The organism is Enterobacter sp. UNJFSC 003 (assembly GCF_036903355.1).
In the GTDB taxonomy this organism is placed as follows: Bacteria; Pseudomonadota; Gammaproteobacteria; order Enterobacterales; family Enterobacteriaceae; genus Enterobacter.
In genome coordinates, this window is record NZ_JBAKHK010000005.1 from 156,740 (window position 1) to 176,248 (window position 19,509).

Genomic DNA, 19,509 nt, shown 5'->3' on the forward strand with positions numbered 1-19,509 from the left:
AGTGATGAATAAGATCAAGAGATACTGCGACTATGTCAGCACAAAAGGACAATTCTGAACCCCGACGCCCCGGACGCCCGCGCGGCGGCAAGCGTGTTACCGCCAGCCGCGAGCAGCTTCTGGATATCGCCTTGAATCTTTTTTCCCGTCAGGGGATAGCCAATACGTCATTAAACGCGATTGCCAAAGAGGCAGGCGTCACCCCCGCGATGCTGCATTACTACTTCAACTCCAGAGAGCAACTACTCGACGCGATGATCGAGGAGCGTTTCCTGCCGTTACGCAACAAAATCGGCACGATTTTCGCCGATAACCCGGATTCGCCGTTCAATGCCCTTACGGAAATGGTGAGCGTCCTGGCCGAGCTGGCGCAAGAGTACTCGTGGTTTGCACCGCTTTGGATGCAGGAGGTGATTGGCGAGATGCCGGTTTTGCGTACGCATCTGAAGGCACGGTTCGGCGACGAGAAATACCAGGCGACGCTCGCCACCATCAAGGGCTGGCAGCAGGACGGCAAGCTCAACAAGGAACTGGCACCCGAACTGCTGTTCACCACGCTGTTGAGCCTGGTGCTGGTGCCCTTCTCGCGCATGCGCAATGACGAGAGGCTACAGGCCCTCTCGCCGGATATTATCGTGCGCCACGCGCTGGCCGTGATCGGCCAGGGGATTGGCGGCTAAAGGGATTTGCTCAGATAGTGTCTCTGCATGCCCCGATAAGGGTAGTCCTGCAGGGACATCTGTAGCCGGAAGCCCAACTTCTCATAGAACGGGCGCGCCTGAAAGCTGGCCGTATCCACCAGCGCGTGCTTGCAGCCCTTGCGCCGGGCTTCGTCCTCTGCTGATTGAATAAGCTGGCGACCCAACCCGGAGCCGCGGGCGTCTTCGCTGACCCAGAGAAAATCGATATTTAACCAGTCGCCTTTACGCACCCCAATTAACCCGCCCAGCATAACGCCGTTTTCATCTCGTGCGTATACGCCTATATCACCGCTAAAGTTCGATAGATCTAAAAACTGCCCGTTATACGCTCTTAACCCGGTTAATAACTCTTCTTTTTCTTCGGGCGTGACCTTATCTGTTATGTTCAGATGCATATTTTCTCCTTATTATTCGCGCAATTTGAATATCTCACAGCTTCACCTTCATAAAAACTCCTCATTTTCTCCATTGTTTAGCCGTAGAAATATTCAGTCAAAATGAAAATAAAAAAACGCTTTCCAATACGCACCCAAATCGTATAATGAGAACGATCATTCTCATTTTTCACAGGGTAGCCGACGATGAGCACAAAACTGGAAGAACGACAAAAACTGCGGCAGGACGAGATCATTACCGCCGCGCGCCGCTGCTTTCGTGCCAGCGGATTCCATGCCGCCAGTATGTCGCAGATTGCCAGTGAAGCAAAGCTTAGCGTTGGGCAAATATACCGTTATTTCAATAACAAAGACGCGATTATTGAAGAGATGATTCGGCGCATCATTGACTCGCGGATCGAAGAAATGCAGGGCAAAACGCTGGTTGAAGGAATGCCTCAGGCGCTCGCGTGGCGACAAACCCTCAACGAAGATGACGACGCGCTGATGCTCGAAATGTCCGCAGAGGCAACGCGTAATCCGCAGGTGGCGGCCATGCTGATCGCAGCCGACGCCCGTATGTTTACCAACGCCTGTGCGCATCTGAAAAAGCAGTTTCCTCATCTGAATGATGAGCATATTCGCTGCTGCGTGGAGATAACCGCGGTGATGATTGAGGGAACGATTTACCGTCGATTAACACCCTTAAAAGTCCCAGCTGAACAATTAGAACCCCTTTATCAGAATATTTTAAATATGCTTTTCACTGCGAAGTAATTGCATGTGAATCATTAGCGGGGACAGTACATTCCCCTTTTTACATTTCCGGCTTTGCCTGAGATGCGGTTTCGCTGTGCCTTTAAATAGCCCTCCTCCTTGTTAAGCCATTAACAAGGCAGGCATCGTTCACCCTGGAAAAAAATTATGAAAACCATAACAACCTCCATCGCAGCATTACTCCTCCTGACAGGGTGCGATAATGCGCAAACATCTGCAACTCAACGTCCCCTCCCGGAAGTGGGGATTGTCACTCTCCTGAGCCAGCCGGTGTCCGTCGTCAGCGAACTGACTGGCCGCACTACCGCCGCGATGAGCGCCGACGTGCGCCCGCAGGTCGGCGGCATTATCCAGAAAAGGCTGTTTACCGAAGGCGATACCGTCAAAGCGGGACAATCGCTGTACCAAATCGATCCTTCCAGCTTCCGCGCCGCTTACGATGAGGCGGCGGCAGCGCTGAAACAGGCACAGGCGCTGGTGCAGGCCGACTGCCAGAAAGCCCAGCGCTATGCGCAGCTGGTGAAAGACGACGGCGTATCGCGCCAGGATGCAGAAGACGCCCAATCCACCTGCGCGCAGGACAAGGCCAGCGTCGAGTCAAAGAAGGCCGCTCGGGAGAGTGCACGCATTAACCTCAACTGGACGACCGTTACCGCTCCGATTACAGGGCGCATTGGTATCTCCTCCGTCACGCCTGGCGCCCTGGTGACGGCGCAGCAAGAGACTGCGCTGGCCACAATTCGCGGTCTCGACAGCATGTACGTCGATTTAACGCGCTCAAGCGCCGATCTGCTGCGATTACGCAAGCAAACGCTCGCCACCAACAGCGATACGCTGAGCGTGTCATTAATTCTGGAAGATGGCAGCACCTATAGCGAAAAGGGTCGGCTGGCGCTGACCGAAGTGGCCGTGGATGAGTCTACCGGCTCGGTCACCCTGCGCGCCGTCTTCCCGAACCCGCAGCATCAGCTTCTGCCCGGCATGTTTGTGCGCGCCAAAGTGGATGAAGGCATTATGCGTGACGCGATCCTCGCGCCGCAGCGGGGGATTACCCGCGATGCAAAAGGCATCGCCACCGCGCTGGTGGTCAACGCCAGCAACAAGGTGGAGCAGCGCCAGCTGGAAACCGGGGACACCTACGGCGACAAATGGCTGGTGCTAAGCGGCCTGAAGGCAGGCGATAAGCTGATTGTGGAAGGAACCGATAAAGTCACCGCCGGCCAGGAAGTGAAGGCTGAAGAGATGAAAAGCACCGGAGGAAACGCCTGATGTTTTCTCGTTTCTTCGTGCGTCGCCCGGTCTTTGCCTGGGTGATCGCCATTCTGATTATGCTCGCGGGCATGTTGGCCATCCGCACGCTGCCGGTCGCGCAGTATCCGGACGTCGCCCCGCCGTCGATAAAAATTTCCGCCACCTACACCGGCGCTTCTGCACAGACGCTGGAAAACAGCGTGACGCAGGTCATCGAGCAACAGCTAACCGGGCTGGATAACCTACTCTACTTTACCTCCACCAGCAGCTCGGACGGCTCGGTGAGTATTACCGTCACCTTCGAACAGGGAACCGACCCGGATACCGCCCAGGTACAGGTGCAGAACAAAGTCCAGCAGGCGGAATCGCGCCTGCCGACCGAGGTGCAGCAATCCGGGATTACCGTGCAAAAATCGCAGAGCAGCTTTCTGCTGATCATGGGGGTGTACGATAAAACCGACGCCGCCAGCAGCTCGGATATCGCCGACTGGCTGGTCAGCAATATGCAGGACCCGCTGGCGCGCGTAGAAGGCGTCGGGAGCCTGCAGGTGTTTGGCGCAGAATACGCCATGCGCATCTGGCTCGATCCGGCGAAGCTGGCCTCCTACTCGCTGATGCCGTCCGACGTTCAAAGCGCGATTGAAGCGCAGAACGTGCAGGTTTCGGCCGGTAAAATCGGCGCGCTGCCCTCGTCTAACGCGCAGCAGCTGACCGCGACCGTGCGCGCCCAGTCGCGCCTGCAGACCGTGGAACAGTTTAAAAATATCATCGTTAAGAGCCAGTCCAACGGCGCGGTCGTGCACATCGGCGACGTCGCGCGCGTAGAGATGGGCAGCGAAGATTATACCGCGACGGCGAAGCTGAACGGCCACCCGGCAGCGGGTATGGCGGTTATGCTCTCCCCGGGCGCAAACGCGCTCAACACCGCGACGGCGGTCAAAGACAAAATCGCCGAGTTCAAAAAGTCGATGCCGGAAGGTTACGACGTGGCCTACCCGAAAGACAGCACCGAGTTCATCAAGATCTCAGTTGAGGATGTGATTAAGACCCTGTTCGAAGCCATCATTCTGGTGGTGGTGGTGATGTATCTGTTCCTGCAGAACATCCGCGCGACGCTGATCCCGGCCCTGGCGGTGCCGGTGGTACTTTTAGGCACATTTGGCGTGCTGGCGCTGTTCGGGTATTCCATCAACACCCTGACGCTGTTTGCGATGGTGCTGGCGATCGGGCTTCTGGTGGATGACGCCATCGTGGTGGTGGAAAACGTCGAGCGTATTATGCGCGATGAAGGGCTGCCCGCCCGTGAAGCTACCGAAAAATCGATGGGCGAAATCTCCGGCGCGCTGATCGCCATTGCGCTGGTGCTCTCGGCAGTTTTCCTGCCGATGGCCTTCTTCGGCGGCTCAACCGGCGTTATTTATCGTCAGTTCTCGGTCACCATTATCTCGGCAATGTTCCTTTCCGTGGTGGTGGCATTGACCCTGACGCCCGCGCTCTGCGGCTCGATTCTGAACCACACCACCCCGCACAAAAAAGGCTTCTTCGGGGCGTTTAACCGGTTCTACAGCAAAACCGAACGCGGTTATCAGAACAAGGTCTTACGCGTCCTTCGTCGCTCCGGCGGCATGCTGGCGGTCTATGCCCTGCTGTGTGGTGCAATGGGGTTCGCCATGCTGAAGCTACCGGGCAGCTTCCTGCCGACGGAGGACCAGGGCGAAATCATGGTGCAGTACACCCTGCCAGCAGGCGCGACGGCGGCACGTACCGCCGAGATCAGCCGCCAGGTGCGCGAGTGGTTCCTTACCAAAGAGAAAGCCAATACCAACGTTATCTTTACCATTGAAGGCTTCAGCTTTAGCGGCAGCGGGCAGAACGCCGGGATGGCGTTTGTCTCCCTGAAAAACTGGTCCGAACGTAAAGGCGACGAAAACACCGCCCAGGCCATCGCCCTACGCGCCACGCAGGAGCTGAGCACCCTTCGTGATGCCACCATTTTTGCAATGACGCCACCGGCGGTGGATGGTTTAGGCCAGAGCAACGGATTTACCTTTGAGCTAATGGCCAGCGGCGGCACCGATCGCGATACGCTACTGAAGCTGCGTAATCAGCTCACCGGAGAGGCCAATCAGGACAGCGCGCTGCACGCCGTGCGCGCCAACGATCTGCCGCAAATGCCGCAGCTGCAGGTGGACATCGATAACAATAAGGCCGTGTCGCTGGGACTTTCTCTGAGCGACGTCACCAGTACCCTCTCCAGCGCATGGGGCGGAACGTACGTGAACGACTTTATCGATCGCGGCCGCGTGAAGAAGGTCTACATCCAGGGCGATAGCGACTATCGCGCCTCGCCGTCCGATCTCAATAAATGGTTTGTACGCGGCAGCGACAGCACCATGACGCCCTTCTCCGCTTTCGCCACCACCCGCTGGGAATATGGCCCGGAAAGCCTGGTGCGTTACAACGGCTCAGCGGCGTATGAGATCCAGGGTGAAAATGCCAGTGGCGCCAGCTCGGGGACCGCAATGAGCAAAATGGAGCAGCTGGCGAATAACCTCCCGGCAGGCAGTACCTGGGCGTGGAGCGGCCTGTCATTGCAGGAAAAACTGGCGAGCGGACAGGCGATGAGCCTGTACGCCCTCTCGATTCTGGTGGTGTTCCTGTGCCTGGCCGCGCTCTATGAGAGCTGGTCCGTGCCGATTTCGGTCATCCTGGTGATTCCGCTTGGGGTACTGGGCGCGGCGCTGGCCGCCTCGATGCGCGGCCTGAACAATGACGTCTACTTCCAGGTGGCGCTGCTGACCACCATCGGCCTGTCGTCGAAGAACGCCATTTTGATTGTGGAGTTTGCCGAAGCCAAGGTCGCCGAAGGTTACTCCCTGACGCGCGCCGCCCTGCGTGCCGCTCAGACCCGCCTGCGTCCGATCATCATGACCTCGCTGGCGTTTATTGCTGGCGTCACGCCGCTGGCCGTGGCGACCGGAGCTGGAGCCAACAGCCGCGTGGCAATTGGGACCGGCATCATCGGCGGGACGTTAGCCGCAACGCTGCTGGCGATCTTCTTCGTCCCTTTATTCTTTGTACTGGTGAAGCGTCTGTTCTCCGGTAAGCACGCAAACCGGAGGTCATAATGTTTCGTGTATCTGTTTTAGCCTTAGCCCTGCTGAGCGCAGGCTGCGTGTCGTTAGACCCCACATATCAACGCCCGGACGCGCCCGTCCCGGCCACGCTGCCCGGCGCGCACGGGGAAGCCACTGCCGCAGTGAGCCAATGGCAGCAGGTGATGAACGATGTGCGCCTGAAAGGCGTAGTGACGATGGCGCTCACCAGCAACCGTGACGTCCAAAAAGCGATTGCGGATATCGACGCTGCCCGCGCCCAGTACGGCGAAACGCGCGCGTCTCTGTTCCCAACGGTGGATGCCGAGTTGAGCCACACCCGCAGCCGTACGCTGGCGAGCGGCGTGGCGACAAGCGATGAGGCCAACGGCGCGGTTTCCAGCTTTGAGCTGGATCTGTTTGGCCGTAATCAGAGCCTGTCGCGCGCGGCGCGTGAAACCTGGCTTGCCAGTGAATTCACCGCGCAGAACACGCGCCTGACGATGGTCAGCGAGCTGACCACGGCCTGGGTAACGCTGGCGGCGGATAACAGTAATCTCGCGCTGGCGAAATCCACCCAAGAAAGCGCGGCAAACTCGCTGAACATCGTGACGCGTCAGCGTGAGGTCGGCGTGGCGGCGGCAACGGACGTTAGCGCCGCAATGGCGGTTTACCAGCAGGCACGCGCCAGCGTGGCGAGCTATCTCACGCTGGTGATGCAGGACAAAAACGCCCTCAATCTGCTGGCGGGCGACACGGTGCCGGATAACCTGCTGCCCGGCACGCTGGAGAGCCTGAACGATAACGCCATCACGCTGATCCCGGCGGGGGTGAGTTCGAGCGCGCTGCTGCGTCGCCCGGACATTCAGGAGGCCGAGCATAGCCTGCTGAGCGCCAACGCTAACATCGGCGCGGCGCGCGCTAATTTCTTCCCCACTATCTCACTTACCGCCAGCGCGGGCGTCGGCAGCGATTCGCTGTCGTCACTTTTCAGTCACGGAATGAAGGTCTGGTCATTCGCACCGTCCATCACCCTGCCGCTGTTCAGCGGCGGCAGCAATATGGCACAGCTGCGCTATGCACAAGCAGAGAAAAAGGGGCTGATCGCCACCTACGAGAAGGCCATTCAGAGCGCCTTTAAAGACGTGGCCGACGCGCTGGCGCGCCGCGAAACGCTGAGCGAGCAGCGTGATGCCCAGCGTGAATACGTGGCGGCGGAGCAAAAAACGCTGGATGTGGCGACCCGCAGCTATCAGGCCGGTGCGGGCGATTACCTGACGGTATTAACCGCGCAGCGGTCGCTGTGGTCGGCGCAATCGTCGCTGATCGCCTTGCAGCAAACCGACCTGGAAAACCGCATCACCCTGTGGCAATCGCTGGGGGGCGGCATTCAGTAATATCTTTTGCGGCGATTCTCATACGCGCTAAAGAGAAAATTCATACTTTCGGCTGGAGTCGCTACACTGAATGTAACGATATATTTCAGGGGAAGCATGTGACTTTTTAACGGGGGTTTCGATGAAATCTGCACACCTGGTTTGTCTGCTCGTTTGCCTGCTGTTCGCCGCGTTTGTTCACGCTGGGGCGAAGGACGATCCTGTGAAAGATGCCCAAATAAAGCAGCAGGTTTTAAAAGATGTGAAGAAAACCTGTACGCCGCAGAAGAAGCAGAGCGATAAAGCCTGGCAGGGGATGATTTTGTCGTCCGAGGCGAATCAGCTGCTGATCAAAAATGCCATCACCGCCGTGAAGCGCGACAATCTGGATGCCTACTGGGACGCGGTGAGTCAGGTCGATTGCATGGAAGATTACTGAGCGTGAAGCATAAGCTTCACGCTTTTTTTAACGCTTACGGATATCCGGAATGATGAGATCCCCACGCAGAACGTAAGACCCCAGCATCTGCGTTTTCTCCGTCAGCCAGCTCACGATGCGCGATGCCATGGCGTCCATCGAATATTCGATGGCCGGGATCACCGGAATCCCCGGCAGCTGCAGCGATCCGCCCAGGCTAAAGACCATGATGTCGTCCGGCACCGATTTATTAAACGCCTGCAGCTGCGGGATCACCCGCTGGGCTTCCTGTTCGTCGGCCACCAGCAGCGCGTTAAAATTCAACGTAGTGGCGTTATTCAGCAGTTCCTGCAGCGCAACGGACGAAGATGTGGCGTCCATAAAGACAAGATTGCGGTTAAAGGGCAGGAAATTCTTCTCCAGCGCGTGCTTGTAGCCCAGCAGTACCTGGTCAGCAAAACCGCTGCCGTGCGGGTGGATCAGCGCAATCTGGCGGCGACCCTGGCTGGTGAGATAGTTGCAGGCCGTTTCGGCTGCAAACGCGTGATCGAACTGGATGCTGTTAGGATTATCTGACGCCATGCAGTCGACCAAAATGACGTTTTCCAGATCGATATCCAGCGGAAAACGCGCGCCGATAACAAGAATGTCATCACATAAGCCGCAGGAGAGTTCTTCAAGGGCGTTCATCACGTCTGCTTTAGAATGCGCAAAGCGCAGCAGCAGGTGCTTTTGATGTTGGCTGAGCTGTTTTTCCAGCGCATAGAGATAGCCGGTGGTCTGGTTAATATTCTCCTGCGCGCAGATTACGCCAATACAGCCCGTCGACTGGCTCAGCAGCGACTGCGCAATGACATTGGGTCGGTAGTTTAGCTCCTCCACCGCTTTTAAAACGGCCTGACGGCTGGCTTCCTTTACGCCACGCGACCCACTCAACACCCGTGATACCGTGGCTTTGGACACCCCGGCCAGACGTGATACATCGTTGATTGTAGACATCTCTCTCCCCTGGCAGACCGACTTCTCGCCTGCTAATTCCATAACCGCAACGGCTCACATTATAGCCAGAACGGAGTATATCCGTTTCCGTTTTTCATGGAAACCGATTTTCCGTTTCCACTCATAATGATGTCTTAATCGCCAAATTATGTGATGCAGATCGTGGTAACAACCCCCACAAGAACAGCTTCTTGATGGTTGTCACACTTCTGTCTTTTATGAATGGAAACCGGTTTCCGTATGATGTCCAATCATCGTCGCAATAACTTTTTACATTTAGAGGATGGTTGTCGATGTTCAAGATTATGCTGTGCTGCTCTGCCGGGATGTCCACCAGCCTGCTGGTCAGCAAAATGGTCGATGTCGCGAAAGAACGTGGTTTGTCGGTGAAGATCGATGCGTACGGTGTTTCCGAATTTGATACGCAGTTTCCGCAATATCAGGTCGTCCTTCTCGGACCGCAAGTGAAATACATGTTAAAGACACTCTCAGACAAGGCGGCGACGCAAGGCATTCCGGTGCAACCCATCGATATGATGGATTACGGCATGCAACGCGGCGATAAAGTACTGGACTATGCTCTGTCGCTTATCGAAGCGGCACACTAAAAGGTGTTCACATGAGTTCGTTATATCAATCAATGGTCGCGGTGATTGAGCAGTCAATTACCCCGCTGGCCGCGAAGCTTGGACAGCAAAAGTATGTGATTGCAATCCGCGACGGCTTTACCGCCGCGCTGCCGTTTATGATCATCGGCTCGTTTATGCTGGTGTTTATCTTTCCGCCGTTCTCTGCAGATACCACCAACAGCTTTGCCCGCGGCTGGCTGGATTTCTCCCAGACCTACCGCGAGCAGCTGATGCTGCCGTTTAACCTCAGCATGGGCGTGATGACCTTCTTCATTTCGGTGGGGATTGGCGCAAGCCTGGGGCGTCAGTTTAACCTTGACCCGGTGATGTCCGGCCTGCTGGCCTTTATGGCCTTCCTGCTGGTGGCGGCGCCGTATGCAGACGGTAAGATTTCCACTCAGTATCTGTCAGGCCAGGGGATTTTCACCGCACTGATCACCGCGATTTACGCCACCCGCGTTTACGCGTGGCTGAAGCAGAACAACGTGACCATTCGCCTGCCAAAAGAAGTACCGACCGGCGTAGCGCGCTCGTTTGAGATCCTGATCCCGGTGATTGTGGTGATCGGCACGCTGCATCCGCTGAACCTGTTCATTGAAGCGCAGACCGGGATGATTATTCCGCAGGCGATTATGCACCTGCTGGAGCCGCTGGTCTCTGCGTCGGACTCTCTGCCAGCCATTCTGCTCTCCGTGCTGCTGTGTCAGATTTTCTGGTTCGCCGGTATCCACGGCTCGTTGATTGTCACCGGCATCATGAACCCGTTCTGGATGGCAAACCTCTCGGCAAACCAGGCGGCGCTGGCCGCAGGCGCCGCGCTGCCGCACGTCTACCTGCAGGGTTTCTGGGATCACTACCTGCTGATTGGCGGCGTGGGCTCTACTCTGCCGCTGGCCTTCCTGCTGCTGCGTAGCCGCGCAACGCACTTACGTACCATCGGAAAAATGGGCATTGTGCCAAGCTTCTTTAACATCAACGAACCGATCCTGTTCGGCGCGCCTATCATCATGAACCCGATGCTGTTTATTCCGTTCGTGTTTGTTCCGCTGGTGAACGCCTGCCTGGCGTACGGCGCAACGAAGCTCGGCTGGCTGGCACAGGTTGTGTCGTTAACGCCGTGGACCACCCCCGCGCCGATTGGTGCTTCGTGGGCCGCCAACTGGGCGCTTAGCCCGGTAGTGATGTGCCTGGTGTGCATGGTGATGTCAGCGCTGATGTACCTGCCGTTCCTGCGTGCTTACGAGCGTACGTTGATGAAAAACGAAGAGCAGAAAGCCCAGGCAACCGTGGGTACCGCTGAAACAGCAAGCCATTAAGTCAAAGAGGAAAAGTCATGAAATACGCATTTCCCGATAATTTCTGGTGGGGCAGCGCAAGCTCCGCTCTCCAGACCGAAGGGACAAGAGAGGGTGAAACCACATGGGATTACTGGTTTGCCCGCGAGCCGAACCGTTTTCACAACGGCGTGGGGCCGCAGCACACCTCCACGTTTTATCAGCACTGGAAAACGGATATTCAGCTGTTAAAGCAGCTGAACCATAACAGCTTTCGTACCTCGATTAGCTGGGCGCGCCTGATCCCCGACGGTATCGGTGAAGTGAACCCGGAAGCTGTCGATTTTTACAATCAGGTCATTGATGAGCTGAATGAACAGGGCATTACGCCGTTTATCACCCTGTTCCACTTCGACATGCCGATGGCAATGCAGGAGATTGGCGGCTGGGAAAACCGCGACGTGGTGGACGCTTACGCCCGCTATGCGCAGATTTGCTTCGCGCTGTTCGGCGATCGCGTGCTGCACTGGTTTACCTTCAACGAGCCGATTGTCCCGGTTGAGGGCGGTTATCTCTACGACTTCCACTACCCGAACGTGGTGGATTTCCGTCGGGCAGCTACCGTGGCGTACAACACCGTCCTGGCCCATGCGCTGGCGGTTCGCGCTTACCGCGCCGGGCATTACGCCGGGGAGATCGGCATCGTGCTGAACCTGACCCCGTCTTACCCGCGTTCGCAGAACCCGGCTGACGTCAAAGCCGCACACATTGCGGATCTGATGTTCAACCGTAGCTTCCTCGACCCGGTACTGCGCGGCGAATATCCGGCGGATCTGGTGGCACTGTTAAAGGCTTACGATCAGCTTCCTGCCTGTAACCCGGAAGACAGCGCCCTGATTGCCGAAGGGAAAATCGACCTGCTCGGCGTTAACTACTATCAACCGCGTCGCGTGAAGTGTCGCGACAGCGCGGTGAATCCACAGGCACCGTTTATGCCGGAGTGGTTCTTTGATAACTACGAAATGCCGGGCCGCAAGATGAACCCGTATCGTGGCTGGGAAATTTACGAGCCGGGTATTTACGATATTCTGATTAATCTACGCGACAATTATGGCAACCCACGCTGCTTTATTTCTGAAAACGGTATGGGTGTTGAAAATGAACAGCGCTTTATTGAGAACGGTCAAATAAACGATCAATACCGCATTGATTTTATTTCAGGACATTTAGCCTGGTTGCATAAAGGTATTCGCGAAGGGTGCAATTGTCTTGGTTATCATATGTGGACGTTTATTGATAACTGGTCATGGTGTAATGCGTATAAAAATCGTTATGGATTTATCCAGCTCGATTTAGACACGCAGCAACGCACCATTAAAAAGAGCGGAGAGTGGTTTGCTGCCACCTCTTTGAATAATAGTTTCGAGAGATAGAGTAAGAGATGATGATTGCCCTGGAAGAAGCCGTAATGGAAATCATCGTCAATGCTGGTCAGTCGCGCAGCCTGTGCTTTGAAGCACTGCACGCTGCGCGTCAGGGCAACATCGACGAAGCCAAAAGCCTGCTGCGCGAAGCCGATGGCTACGCGCGCCAGGCGCACAAGATGCAGACCAAACTGATCGAGCAGGATGCGGGTGAAGCCCGCCAGCCGATGACCTTAATTATGGTGCACGCGCAGGATCATTTAATGAATTCGCTATTAGCGCGTGAATTGTCTGAAGAAATTATTCATTTATATCAGAGATAGTCTATGGCGAAATAATGTTAATGTAATACCTCTGTACCTTAAATAGAATTCCACTTGTTCTGATGATAGCGACATATTCTGTCAGATCGGAGCGGGATGGTTATTGTCTGAATAAAACTAAACTATATTGAGATAACCATGAATACGATTAAAAAACTTCCATTAACCATGGCGGTTATCGCCGCGCTTTGCCCTATTTCCGTGCTCGCACAAGAATTTACGCAGGAGCAAATCGACGCCATTGTGGCAAAAGCAGTGGACAAAGCGCTGGCTGAGCGTCAGGCCAAAATGGATGCCGCCGTCGCGAAAAAAGCCGACGTGGTGACCGAGCCGCAAAGCGCGGCGCAGTCGCCGGATATGGCGATTCCATTCGGCATTAAGTTTACTGGCTACGCCCGCTACGGCGCGCACTTCCAGGCGGCCGATCAGAAATACGTGGCGGTAGACGGTTCCTATAACGGCGCGTCAGCGATTGGTCGTCTGGGTAACGAAGGCAACGGCGGTGAGTTCCAGCTCTCCAAAGCGTTCAAAGGCGAAAACGGCGCTATCTGGGACGTCAACGTGATGATTGACCACTGGGGCGACGAAGTTAATCTGAAAAAAGCCTACGCCGGGGTGACCAACGTTATGGCCTCCAACCCGAACGCCTACTTCTGGGCCGGTCGCGACTTCCACCAGCGTCCGCAGCAGGGCATCAACGACTACTTCTGGATGAACCACGACGGCCAGGGCGCCGGGGTGAAGAACTTCGACATCGGCGGCGTGCAGTTTGACGTCGCCACCGTGGCAGCAGTCGAATCCTGTAGCCCGGAAGTGATGGAAGATGAGGCAAACCCATCGCGCATCACCTGTACCGGCGGTTCCGGCACCGGCGACAAAGGCAACTACGCTGCCACCTCAAAAATTCACGGCATGAAGCTCGGCCCCATCGACATGGAGCTGTATGCCAACTACGGCTTTGACTCCAAAGCCGTAGAGAGCGACGAGCGTCTGAACGCCTGGCAGGGCGGCGTGGTGCTGAGCCACACCAACGACAGCGGCGTGAACAAGGTGATCGCCCGCTACTCTGATAACGCGGATAACAGCGTGTTCAACAAAACCGAGGATTTGACCACGGTCTACGCCAGCTTTGAAGGGCTGTACAAATTTACCCAGGCCACGCAGGTTGAGTACATTCTCGCCTTCCACGACTACGACAACAGCCGTGATAAAACCGATAACCGTAAGAACTACAACGCCATCGTGCGCCCGATGCACTGGTGGAACGACGTTCACTCCACCTGGCTGGAAGCGGGCTGGCAGCATGTTGATTATGACAACGGCGGCGATAACAAAGGCTGGAAGCTGACCCTGTCGCAGAACATGTCTATCGCCATGGGCCCGGAGTTCCGTCCGATGCTGCGCTTCTACGTGACCGGCGGCAAAGTGGATAACGAACGTACCGCGCGCGTGAACAATACCAAAGACGAAACGCTCGACGACTTCAACGTCGGCGCGATGTGGGAAGCCTGGTTCTAGTTAATGTTCTCTCCCTCTCCTCTTTGGGGAGAGGGCTGGGGTGAGGGCATCAGACCGCACCCTATCATGCTATGCTGTTGACCGAATTCACGACAATATAGCAGGGGAGAAAATGGGTTCCACACGTAAAGGGATGCTAAACGTCCTGATTGCCGCCGTTTTATGGGGCAGTTCAGGCGTTTGCGCGCAGTACATCATGGAGAAAAGCCACATTTCTTCGCCTTACCTGACCATGGTTCGCCTGCTGTTTACCGGCGTGATCCTCCTGACCTTATCCTTCGTTCACGGCGACAAGATTTTCTCGGTCATCAGACATCGCAAAGACGCCCTCAGCCTGCTGATTTTCTCGCTGGTTGGCGCGCTTACCGTGCAACTCACCTTCCTGCTGACGATTGAAAAATCCAACGCCGCTACCGCCACCGTGCTGCAGTTCCTGTCGCCGACGATTATTGTGGCGTGGTTTGCCCTGGCGCGGAAAAAACGCCCCGGCGTGTTTGTGTTGTCCGCGATTATGACGTCATTGATCGGCACTTTCCTGCTGGTCACCCACGGCGATCCTACGTCGCTTTCCATCTCACCTGCCGCGCTGTTCTTCGGCATTGCGTCAGCATTTGCCGCGGCATTTTATACGACGTATCCGTCGACGCTGATTGCCCGCTACGGCACGCTGCCGATTGTCGGCTGGAGTATGTTGATTGCGGGCGTCATGCTGACGCCGTTCTACGCCGGACGCGGCACCACTTTTACGATCGACGGCAGCCTGCTGCTGGCCTTTTTCTATCTGGTGGTGATCGGCACGGCGCTGACGTTCAGCCTGTATTTGAAGGGCGCACAGATGATTGGCGGGCCGAAGGCGAGCATTCTGAGCTGCGCCGAACCGTTAAGCAGCGCGTTGTTGTCGGTGATGTTGCTGGGCGTGGCGTTTACCCTGCCGGACTGGCTAGGAACGCTGCTGATTGTGTCGTCGGTGGTGTTGATTTCGATGGATTCGAGAAGACGGGTTCAGACATCAGCGTAGCCTGATGCCCTCACCCTAACCCTCTCCCCCGGGAGAGGGAGAGAGCCGCTACTTCGCCTTCACCTTACCCGCCACCAGCAGCGCCGTCAGCAGCATCAGCGTGCCGGAAATCACCAGCGGTGACGTGAGCCCGATGTGGTCGAGCGCAACGCCGCCCACCGCCGCGCCGCAGGTGTTTGCCAACTGGATTACCGCCACCTGAATTGACCCGGCTTTTTCCGCCTGATCGGCCAGAGAGCGGGTGATCCACGTCGACCAGCCCACCGGGATCAGCGCAAAGGCAAAGCCCCATATAACCGCAATTGCCGACGCCACCCACTTATCGCTGCCCCACAGCACCAGCACCGCTGCACTTATCGCCAGCACCAGCGGCGCCCCCGCCAGCGCCACCTTCAGGGAACGTTTCAGGAACTGGGATGAGAGCGACGTACCAACAAAGCTGGCGATACCGAAGCTCAGCAGCACCAGCGTCAGACCGTCGACGTCAAAGCCCGCCATGGTCATAAATACCGGGCGGATGTAGGTAAAGAAGGCAAACTGTCCGGCAAAGGCCATAAAGATGGCGGTCATGCCCGCCAGCACGCCCGGTCGCTTGAGCAGGCTAAACATGTTCTGCTTGTGATGCGCCGCTTCACCCGGCAGGGACGGCAGTGCCTTCCACACCCAGATAATACACGCGAGGCCCATCACCGCCGCCGCATTAAAGACGTTACGCCAGCCGATAATCCCGCCGAGAAAACTGCCCAGCGGCGCGGCGATCACCAGCGCGATGGAGACCGCCCCAAAGATAACGGACAGGGCTTTTGGCACGGTACGCGCGGGTACCAGGCGCATGGTCAACGAGGCGGACATTGCCCAGAAGCCGCCTAACCCCAGTCCGAGACAGGCACGTCCCAGCAGCAGCAGGGTGAAGCTTTCAGCGAAGGAGACCAGCAGGCAGGAGAGCGTCAGCAGCACGCTAAACAGAATAACCACTTTGCGGCGGTCAACAGCGCCAATAGCCTGGGTAATAAACAAGCTGGCGAACATCGCGACAAACGCGGTCACGGTAACGGATTGGCCTGCAACACCTTCAGAAATGCCTAAGTCTTGCGCCATTGGCGTCAGCAGGCTCACCGGCAAAAACTCAACGGTAATCAGGCAGGCGACGCAGAATGCCACAGAAAAAACCGCCGACCAGTTGGGGCGAGAAACCTCTTTGGTCTGCGGTTTGGTCGAAGGCTGGATATGTTCTGTCATGGCGTCACCTGAAGATAAAATCGTGCGGAAAAGTCGCGCAGTTTATCATCAAAAGTGTGACGAATTTAACGTTTAGACAACTTTTGTCGTTTTTACAGGGGATCAGTGCAGATAAAACACGCCTTCTTCCGGCAGGAAGAGCTGGTTATAGCGCAGCTGGAAGGCGTTAAGCTCCTGCGGATCGGGCTCCATCTCGCGCATAAAACCAAGTGCCAGACGAATTTGCGCATCGGTAAGGGGCGCGGCCAGGCGGGCTTTACGCAGCAAGCGGTGCCACGTATGCAAGTTCTCTTCGCTGCCATCGACAATGCAGACCTGCCAGATGAGCAACACCTGTGCCGCGTTTTGCATATGCGCCTCGTCGGGGCGCTCAAGATAACGAATAAACTCATTGCCAGGCGTTTTACCGAACTGGTCGATCATCGACTCGACCGGCATCAGGGTGATCCCCAGCCGCTCGCTTAAACGTTTGATGGCGCGGCGGGAATCTGAGGTCAGGATACGGAATCCGACCACAAACACCACGGCAAGCGTTGCCAGCATTATCCAGACCATGCGTTCTCCTTAGACTAGCCGCCCATCATAGCGGGAAACGCAGGACGTCAACAGCGGGCAGAAGCATAATAGTGAACTGAAAAGCGCTGGAAAAAGGGCAGGAAAATCGTTTTAGTTTTTATGGGGACGATTGTATATCCACGGTGTATGGTCAACGGCTGGCGGTAACGAATCATTACTTCAGGGAAAGAGCGAACATGTCCATAACAATCAGTGTCCTGCTGGAGAACCGACCTAACCCCGGCGCTAAAAACTTATTGCGGGCTAAAGCAGGGCTCAGCCTGTTTATACAGGATGAAAATGATTCCATTCTGTTTGATACCGGTCCTGATGATAGCTTCCTGCATAACGCGGGTCTGATGGGGGTCGATTTGACTCGCCTGACCGCAGCGGTACTTTCTCACGGGCACTATGACCACTGTGGCGGCGTTCCGTGGCTACCGGATAATTGCCGGATCGTATGCCATCCCCACGTAGCCTGCGAGCGCTACTCGGCAATACAGTTTTCAGGGTATACCGCCAGACTAAAAAAATTGTCGCTGAATAATGATTATTCACGCTACCGCATGGAATACAGCAGTACCCCGCTCCAGATTGGGGAGCGCTTTATATGGTCAGGGGAGATCCCTGTCGCCAAACCGCACGCCTACGGTGTTATCGGCAGTAAAAATGCGAATACGGATTATGTAAAAGATGAAGGGGTTCTGATGTATAAATCTGACCGTGGCCTGGTCATTTTTATCGGCTGTGGGCACCGAGGGCTGATTGATATTGTGCGTCATTGCCAGAGAATAACCGGCATCAATCACATCCATGCAATTTTCGGCGGTTTCCATCTTCGCTGTGCGTCACCGCGTAAGCTCTGGGCAGTCAGGCAGTTTCTGCACGGCTTACAGCCCGACAAAATAATGGGCTGCCATTGTACGGGTAAATGGGGCAATTTGTGGTTGCCGGGCACTGTTACCCCGACAACAGGGGATATTTTTGTTCTGGGGTAGGTCTTAATTCAGCGAATAAAAAAGCCCGGCATCTCACACCGGGCAAAACGTCACCTACATACTCAAGCTGCTTTCAATCTCTGCGCACGATTCTCACGGCGAATTTTACGTTCTTCCAGCACCGCGACCATCGCCATCAGGATGATACAGGCGATGGCGGCCGCATCCAGCGCGGCGAAGGTGCCCGCCCAGCCGGTAAGGCCGAAGATTGGCGTACCGTCGGCGATCATCCCCAGCCCCAGCTTCGCGAAGCTGTCGCCGATCAGGTAGGCGAAGGTGCCCTTAATCCCATCGGCAGCGCCGATCGCTTTTTTCGGCACGAAGCCAACGGCGGCTACGCCGATCAGCAGCTGCGGACCAAACACCAGGAAACCGAGCGCGAACAGGGACGCCAGGTAGACGTACTGGTTGCTGGCATGCTGGTAAACGCCTAGCGTCGCAATAATCAGCGCCAGCGCAATGCAGGCCACCAGCGCGCGACGGCCGTTGGCGAGGTCAGAGAGCCAGCCCCACAGCAGGGTGCCGACCAGCGCGCCCACTTCGAACAGGGTGAAGCCCTGAATCGCGACCTCTTTGGAGAGCTTCAGCTCCTGGAAAGCGTACACCGTAGACCACTGATCGATACCGATACGCACCACGTACAGAAAGATATTCGAGAAACATAACAGCCAGATCACTTTGTTTTTCAGCACGTATTCAACAAAGATCTGCCATTTGGTCATGTCGTTTTCTTCGGTCTCTTTGTCCTCTTCGCTGATCTCCTCGCCGAACAGCTCTTCGGCTTTGCCGAGGCCGTAAGATTCCGGGGAGTCGCTGCCGAAGCGCAGGCCGATAAAGCCGACAATCAGGGCGATAATTGACGGGAAGATAAACATCCCAATTACGTGACCGTCAAACAAAACGTTCGCACCGAACAGCGCCACCCCTGCTGCACCCGCACCGCCGAGGTTGTGGGAGATGTTCCACATGCCAAGGTAGGAACCTCGCTTGCGGCGCGGCGTCCATTTGGTGATGGTGGAGTAACTGCACGACCCGCCGGTACTCTGGAAGAAACCGCTCAACGCGTAGAAGGCGATCATCAGGAACAGGCTGACGGAGCCCGTGCCCATGCTGGCGCTGAAGCCGAGCATGCAGATGGCGGAGAGGATCAGCATAAACGGCAGGAATTGCTTGGTGTTTTTGCCGTCTGCATAGTAAGAGACCAGCGTTTTCCCCACGCCGTAGGTAATGGAGAAGCCCAAGCCAATCATCCCCAGCTGCGTCATGCTCAGCCCGTAGGTCGAGATCATGTCGTTCTGCGCGATGTTAAAGTTTTTCCGGATCAGGTACATGGTCAGGTAGCCGATAAAGACCACCAGATAGGACTGCATGAACGGTTTGAACCACATTTTGCGCCGCACATCGAGCGGCAGATCCAGGGTCGGCTTGCGCACCTGGTTGAGGAAGGCCAGCATGGTTTGCTCCTGAGCTGATTTTTATACCTGCGAATGGCAGGCATTGTAAAAATCAGCCGGGCGCGATGCCTGAGACACTGTCCCGG

The 19,509-nt window shown here is 56.2% G+C and carries 18 protein-coding genes; 13 read left to right on the forward strand and 5 right to left on the reverse strand.

Annotated features, from left to right (window positions below):
- Positions 1-32: 32 nt before the first annotated feature.
- Complete coding sequence (locus tag V5P19_RS14580; protein WP_334404438.1) at positions 33-680, forward strand: TetR/AcrR family transcriptional regulator; 648 nt, start codon at positions 33-35, stop codon at positions 678-680.
- Here the strand turns inward: V5P19_RS14580 and V5P19_RS14585 are convergent.
- Positions 677-1,096, reverse strand: coding sequence for a GNAT family N-acetyltransferase (locus tag V5P19_RS14585; protein WP_334404440.1), 420 nt, complete (start codon positions 1,094-1,096; stop codon positions 677-679). The genes V5P19_RS14580 and V5P19_RS14585 overlap by 4 nt on opposite strands.
- Positions 1,097-1,282: 186 nt before the next feature.
- Here V5P19_RS14585 and V5P19_RS14590 point away from each other — a divergent pair, with 186 nt between their 5' ends.
- The 5 genes from V5P19_RS14590 to V5P19_RS14610 all read left to right on the forward strand — a co-directional run bounded on the left by V5P19_RS14590 (position 1,283) and on the right by V5P19_RS14610 (position 8,013).
- Positions 1,283-1,852, forward strand: a complete 570-nt coding sequence (locus V5P19_RS14590; RefSeq protein WP_334404442.1) for a helix-turn-helix domain-containing protein — start codon at positions 1,283-1,285, stop codon at positions 1,850-1,852.
- A 147-nt stretch (positions 1,853-1,999) separates the two neighbouring features.
- Positions 2,000-3,121, forward strand: a complete 1,122-nt coding sequence (locus V5P19_RS14595; protein WP_334404444.1) for an efflux RND transporter periplasmic adaptor subunit — start codon at positions 2,000-2,002, stop codon at positions 3,119-3,121.
- Positions 3,121-6,231: an efflux RND transporter permease subunit gene (locus V5P19_RS14600; RefSeq protein WP_334404445.1), complete on the forward strand. Its 3,111-nt coding sequence runs from the start codon at positions 3,121-3,123 to the stop codon at positions 6,229-6,231. The genes V5P19_RS14595 and V5P19_RS14600 overlap by 1 nt, the downstream gene beginning before the upstream one ends.
- Entirely contained in the window at positions 6,231-7,595 is a 1,365-nt protein-coding gene (locus V5P19_RS14605) for an efflux transporter outer membrane subunit (protein WP_334404447.1), read from the forward strand. Before V5P19_RS14600 ends, V5P19_RS14605 begins: the two co-directional genes overlap by 1 nt.
- Positions 7,596-7,716: 121 nt before the next feature.
- Positions 7,717-8,013: a YicS family protein gene (locus V5P19_RS14610; RefSeq protein ID WP_334404449.1), complete on the forward strand. Its 297-nt coding sequence runs from the start codon at positions 7,717-7,719 to the stop codon at positions 8,011-8,013.
- 27 nt (positions 8,014-8,040) lie between these two features.
- On the opposite strand, the gene V5P19_RS14615 is transcribed toward V5P19_RS14610, so the two are convergent.
- Positions 8,041-8,991 (reverse strand): LacI family DNA-binding transcriptional regulator, encoded by a 951-nt coding sequence (locus V5P19_RS14615; protein ID WP_334404451.1) that lies wholly within the window; start codon positions 8,989-8,991, stop codon positions 8,041-8,043.
- A gap of 293 nt (positions 8,992-9,284) precedes the next feature.
- Here V5P19_RS14615 and V5P19_RS14620 point away from each other — a divergent pair, with 293 nt between their 5' ends.
- The 6 genes from V5P19_RS14620 (at position 9,285) to V5P19_RS14645 (ending at position 15,177) form a co-directional block, all read left to right on the forward strand.
- Positions 9,285-9,599 (forward strand): PTS sugar transporter subunit IIB, encoded by a 315-nt coding sequence (locus tag V5P19_RS14620; protein WP_120158986.1) that lies wholly within the window; start codon positions 9,285-9,287, stop codon positions 9,597-9,599.
- An 11-nt stretch (positions 9,600-9,610) separates the two neighbouring features.
- On the forward strand, positions 9,611-10,936 hold the full coding sequence (locus V5P19_RS14625; protein WP_334404455.1) for a PTS sugar transporter subunit IIC: 1,326 nt from the start codon (positions 9,611-9,613) through the stop codon (positions 10,934-10,936).
- A 17-nt stretch (positions 10,937-10,953) separates the two neighbouring features.
- On the forward strand, positions 10,954-12,327 hold the full coding sequence (locus tag V5P19_RS14630; RefSeq protein ID WP_334404457.1) for a glycoside hydrolase family 1 protein: 1,374 nt from the start codon (positions 10,954-10,956) through the stop codon (positions 12,325-12,327).
- Between the two features lie 11 nt (positions 12,328-12,338).
- Positions 12,339-12,641, forward strand: coding sequence for a PTS lactose/cellobiose transporter subunit IIA (locus tag V5P19_RS14635; protein ID WP_008500136.1), 303 nt, complete (start codon positions 12,339-12,341; stop codon positions 12,639-12,641).
- 138 nt (positions 12,642-12,779) lie between these two features.
- Positions 12,780-14,159, forward strand: coding sequence for a carbohydrate porin (locus V5P19_RS14640; protein WP_334404460.1), 1,380 nt, complete (start codon positions 12,780-12,782; stop codon positions 14,157-14,159).
- Between the two features lie 112 nt (positions 14,160-14,271).
- The gene (locus tag V5P19_RS14645; RefSeq protein ID WP_334404462.1) at positions 14,272-15,177 is read left to right on the forward strand and encodes a DMT family transporter; all 906 of its coding nucleotides are present in this window, start codon (positions 14,272-14,274) and stop codon (positions 15,175-15,177) included.
- Positions 15,178-15,225: 48 nt separating this feature from the next.
- Here V5P19_RS14645 and nepI read toward each other — a convergent pair whose 3' ends face one another.
- Together nepI and V5P19_RS14655 are read right to left on the reverse strand one after the other, a co-directional pair.
- Positions 15,226-16,416, reverse strand: a complete 1,191-nt coding sequence (nepI, locus tag V5P19_RS14650) for a purine ribonucleoside efflux pump NepI (RefSeq protein ID WP_334404464.1) — start codon at positions 16,414-16,416, stop codon at positions 15,226-15,228.
- A 102-nt stretch (positions 16,417-16,518) separates the two neighbouring features.
- Positions 16,519-16,971: a DUF1198 domain-containing protein gene (locus V5P19_RS14655; RefSeq protein WP_334404466.1), complete on the reverse strand. Its 453-nt coding sequence runs from the start codon at positions 16,969-16,971 to the stop codon at positions 16,519-16,521.
- Positions 16,972-17,168: 197 nt separating this feature from the next.
- Here V5P19_RS14655 and V5P19_RS14660 point away from each other — a divergent pair, with 197 nt between their 5' ends.
- A complete protein-coding gene (locus V5P19_RS14660; protein WP_334404468.1) occupies positions 17,169-17,969 on the forward strand; it encodes an MBL fold metallo-hydrolase in 801 nt (266 codons plus the stop codon).
- 62 nt (positions 17,970-18,031) lie between these two features.
- Here V5P19_RS14660 and uhpT read toward each other — a convergent pair whose 3' ends face one another.
- The gene (gene uhpT / locus V5P19_RS14665; RefSeq protein WP_334404470.1) at positions 18,032-19,423 is read right to left on the reverse strand and encodes a hexose-6-phosphate:phosphate antiporter; all 1,392 of its coding nucleotides are present in this window, start codon (positions 19,421-19,423) and stop codon (positions 18,032-18,034) included.
- Between the last annotated feature and the right edge of the window lie 86 nt (positions 19,424-19,509).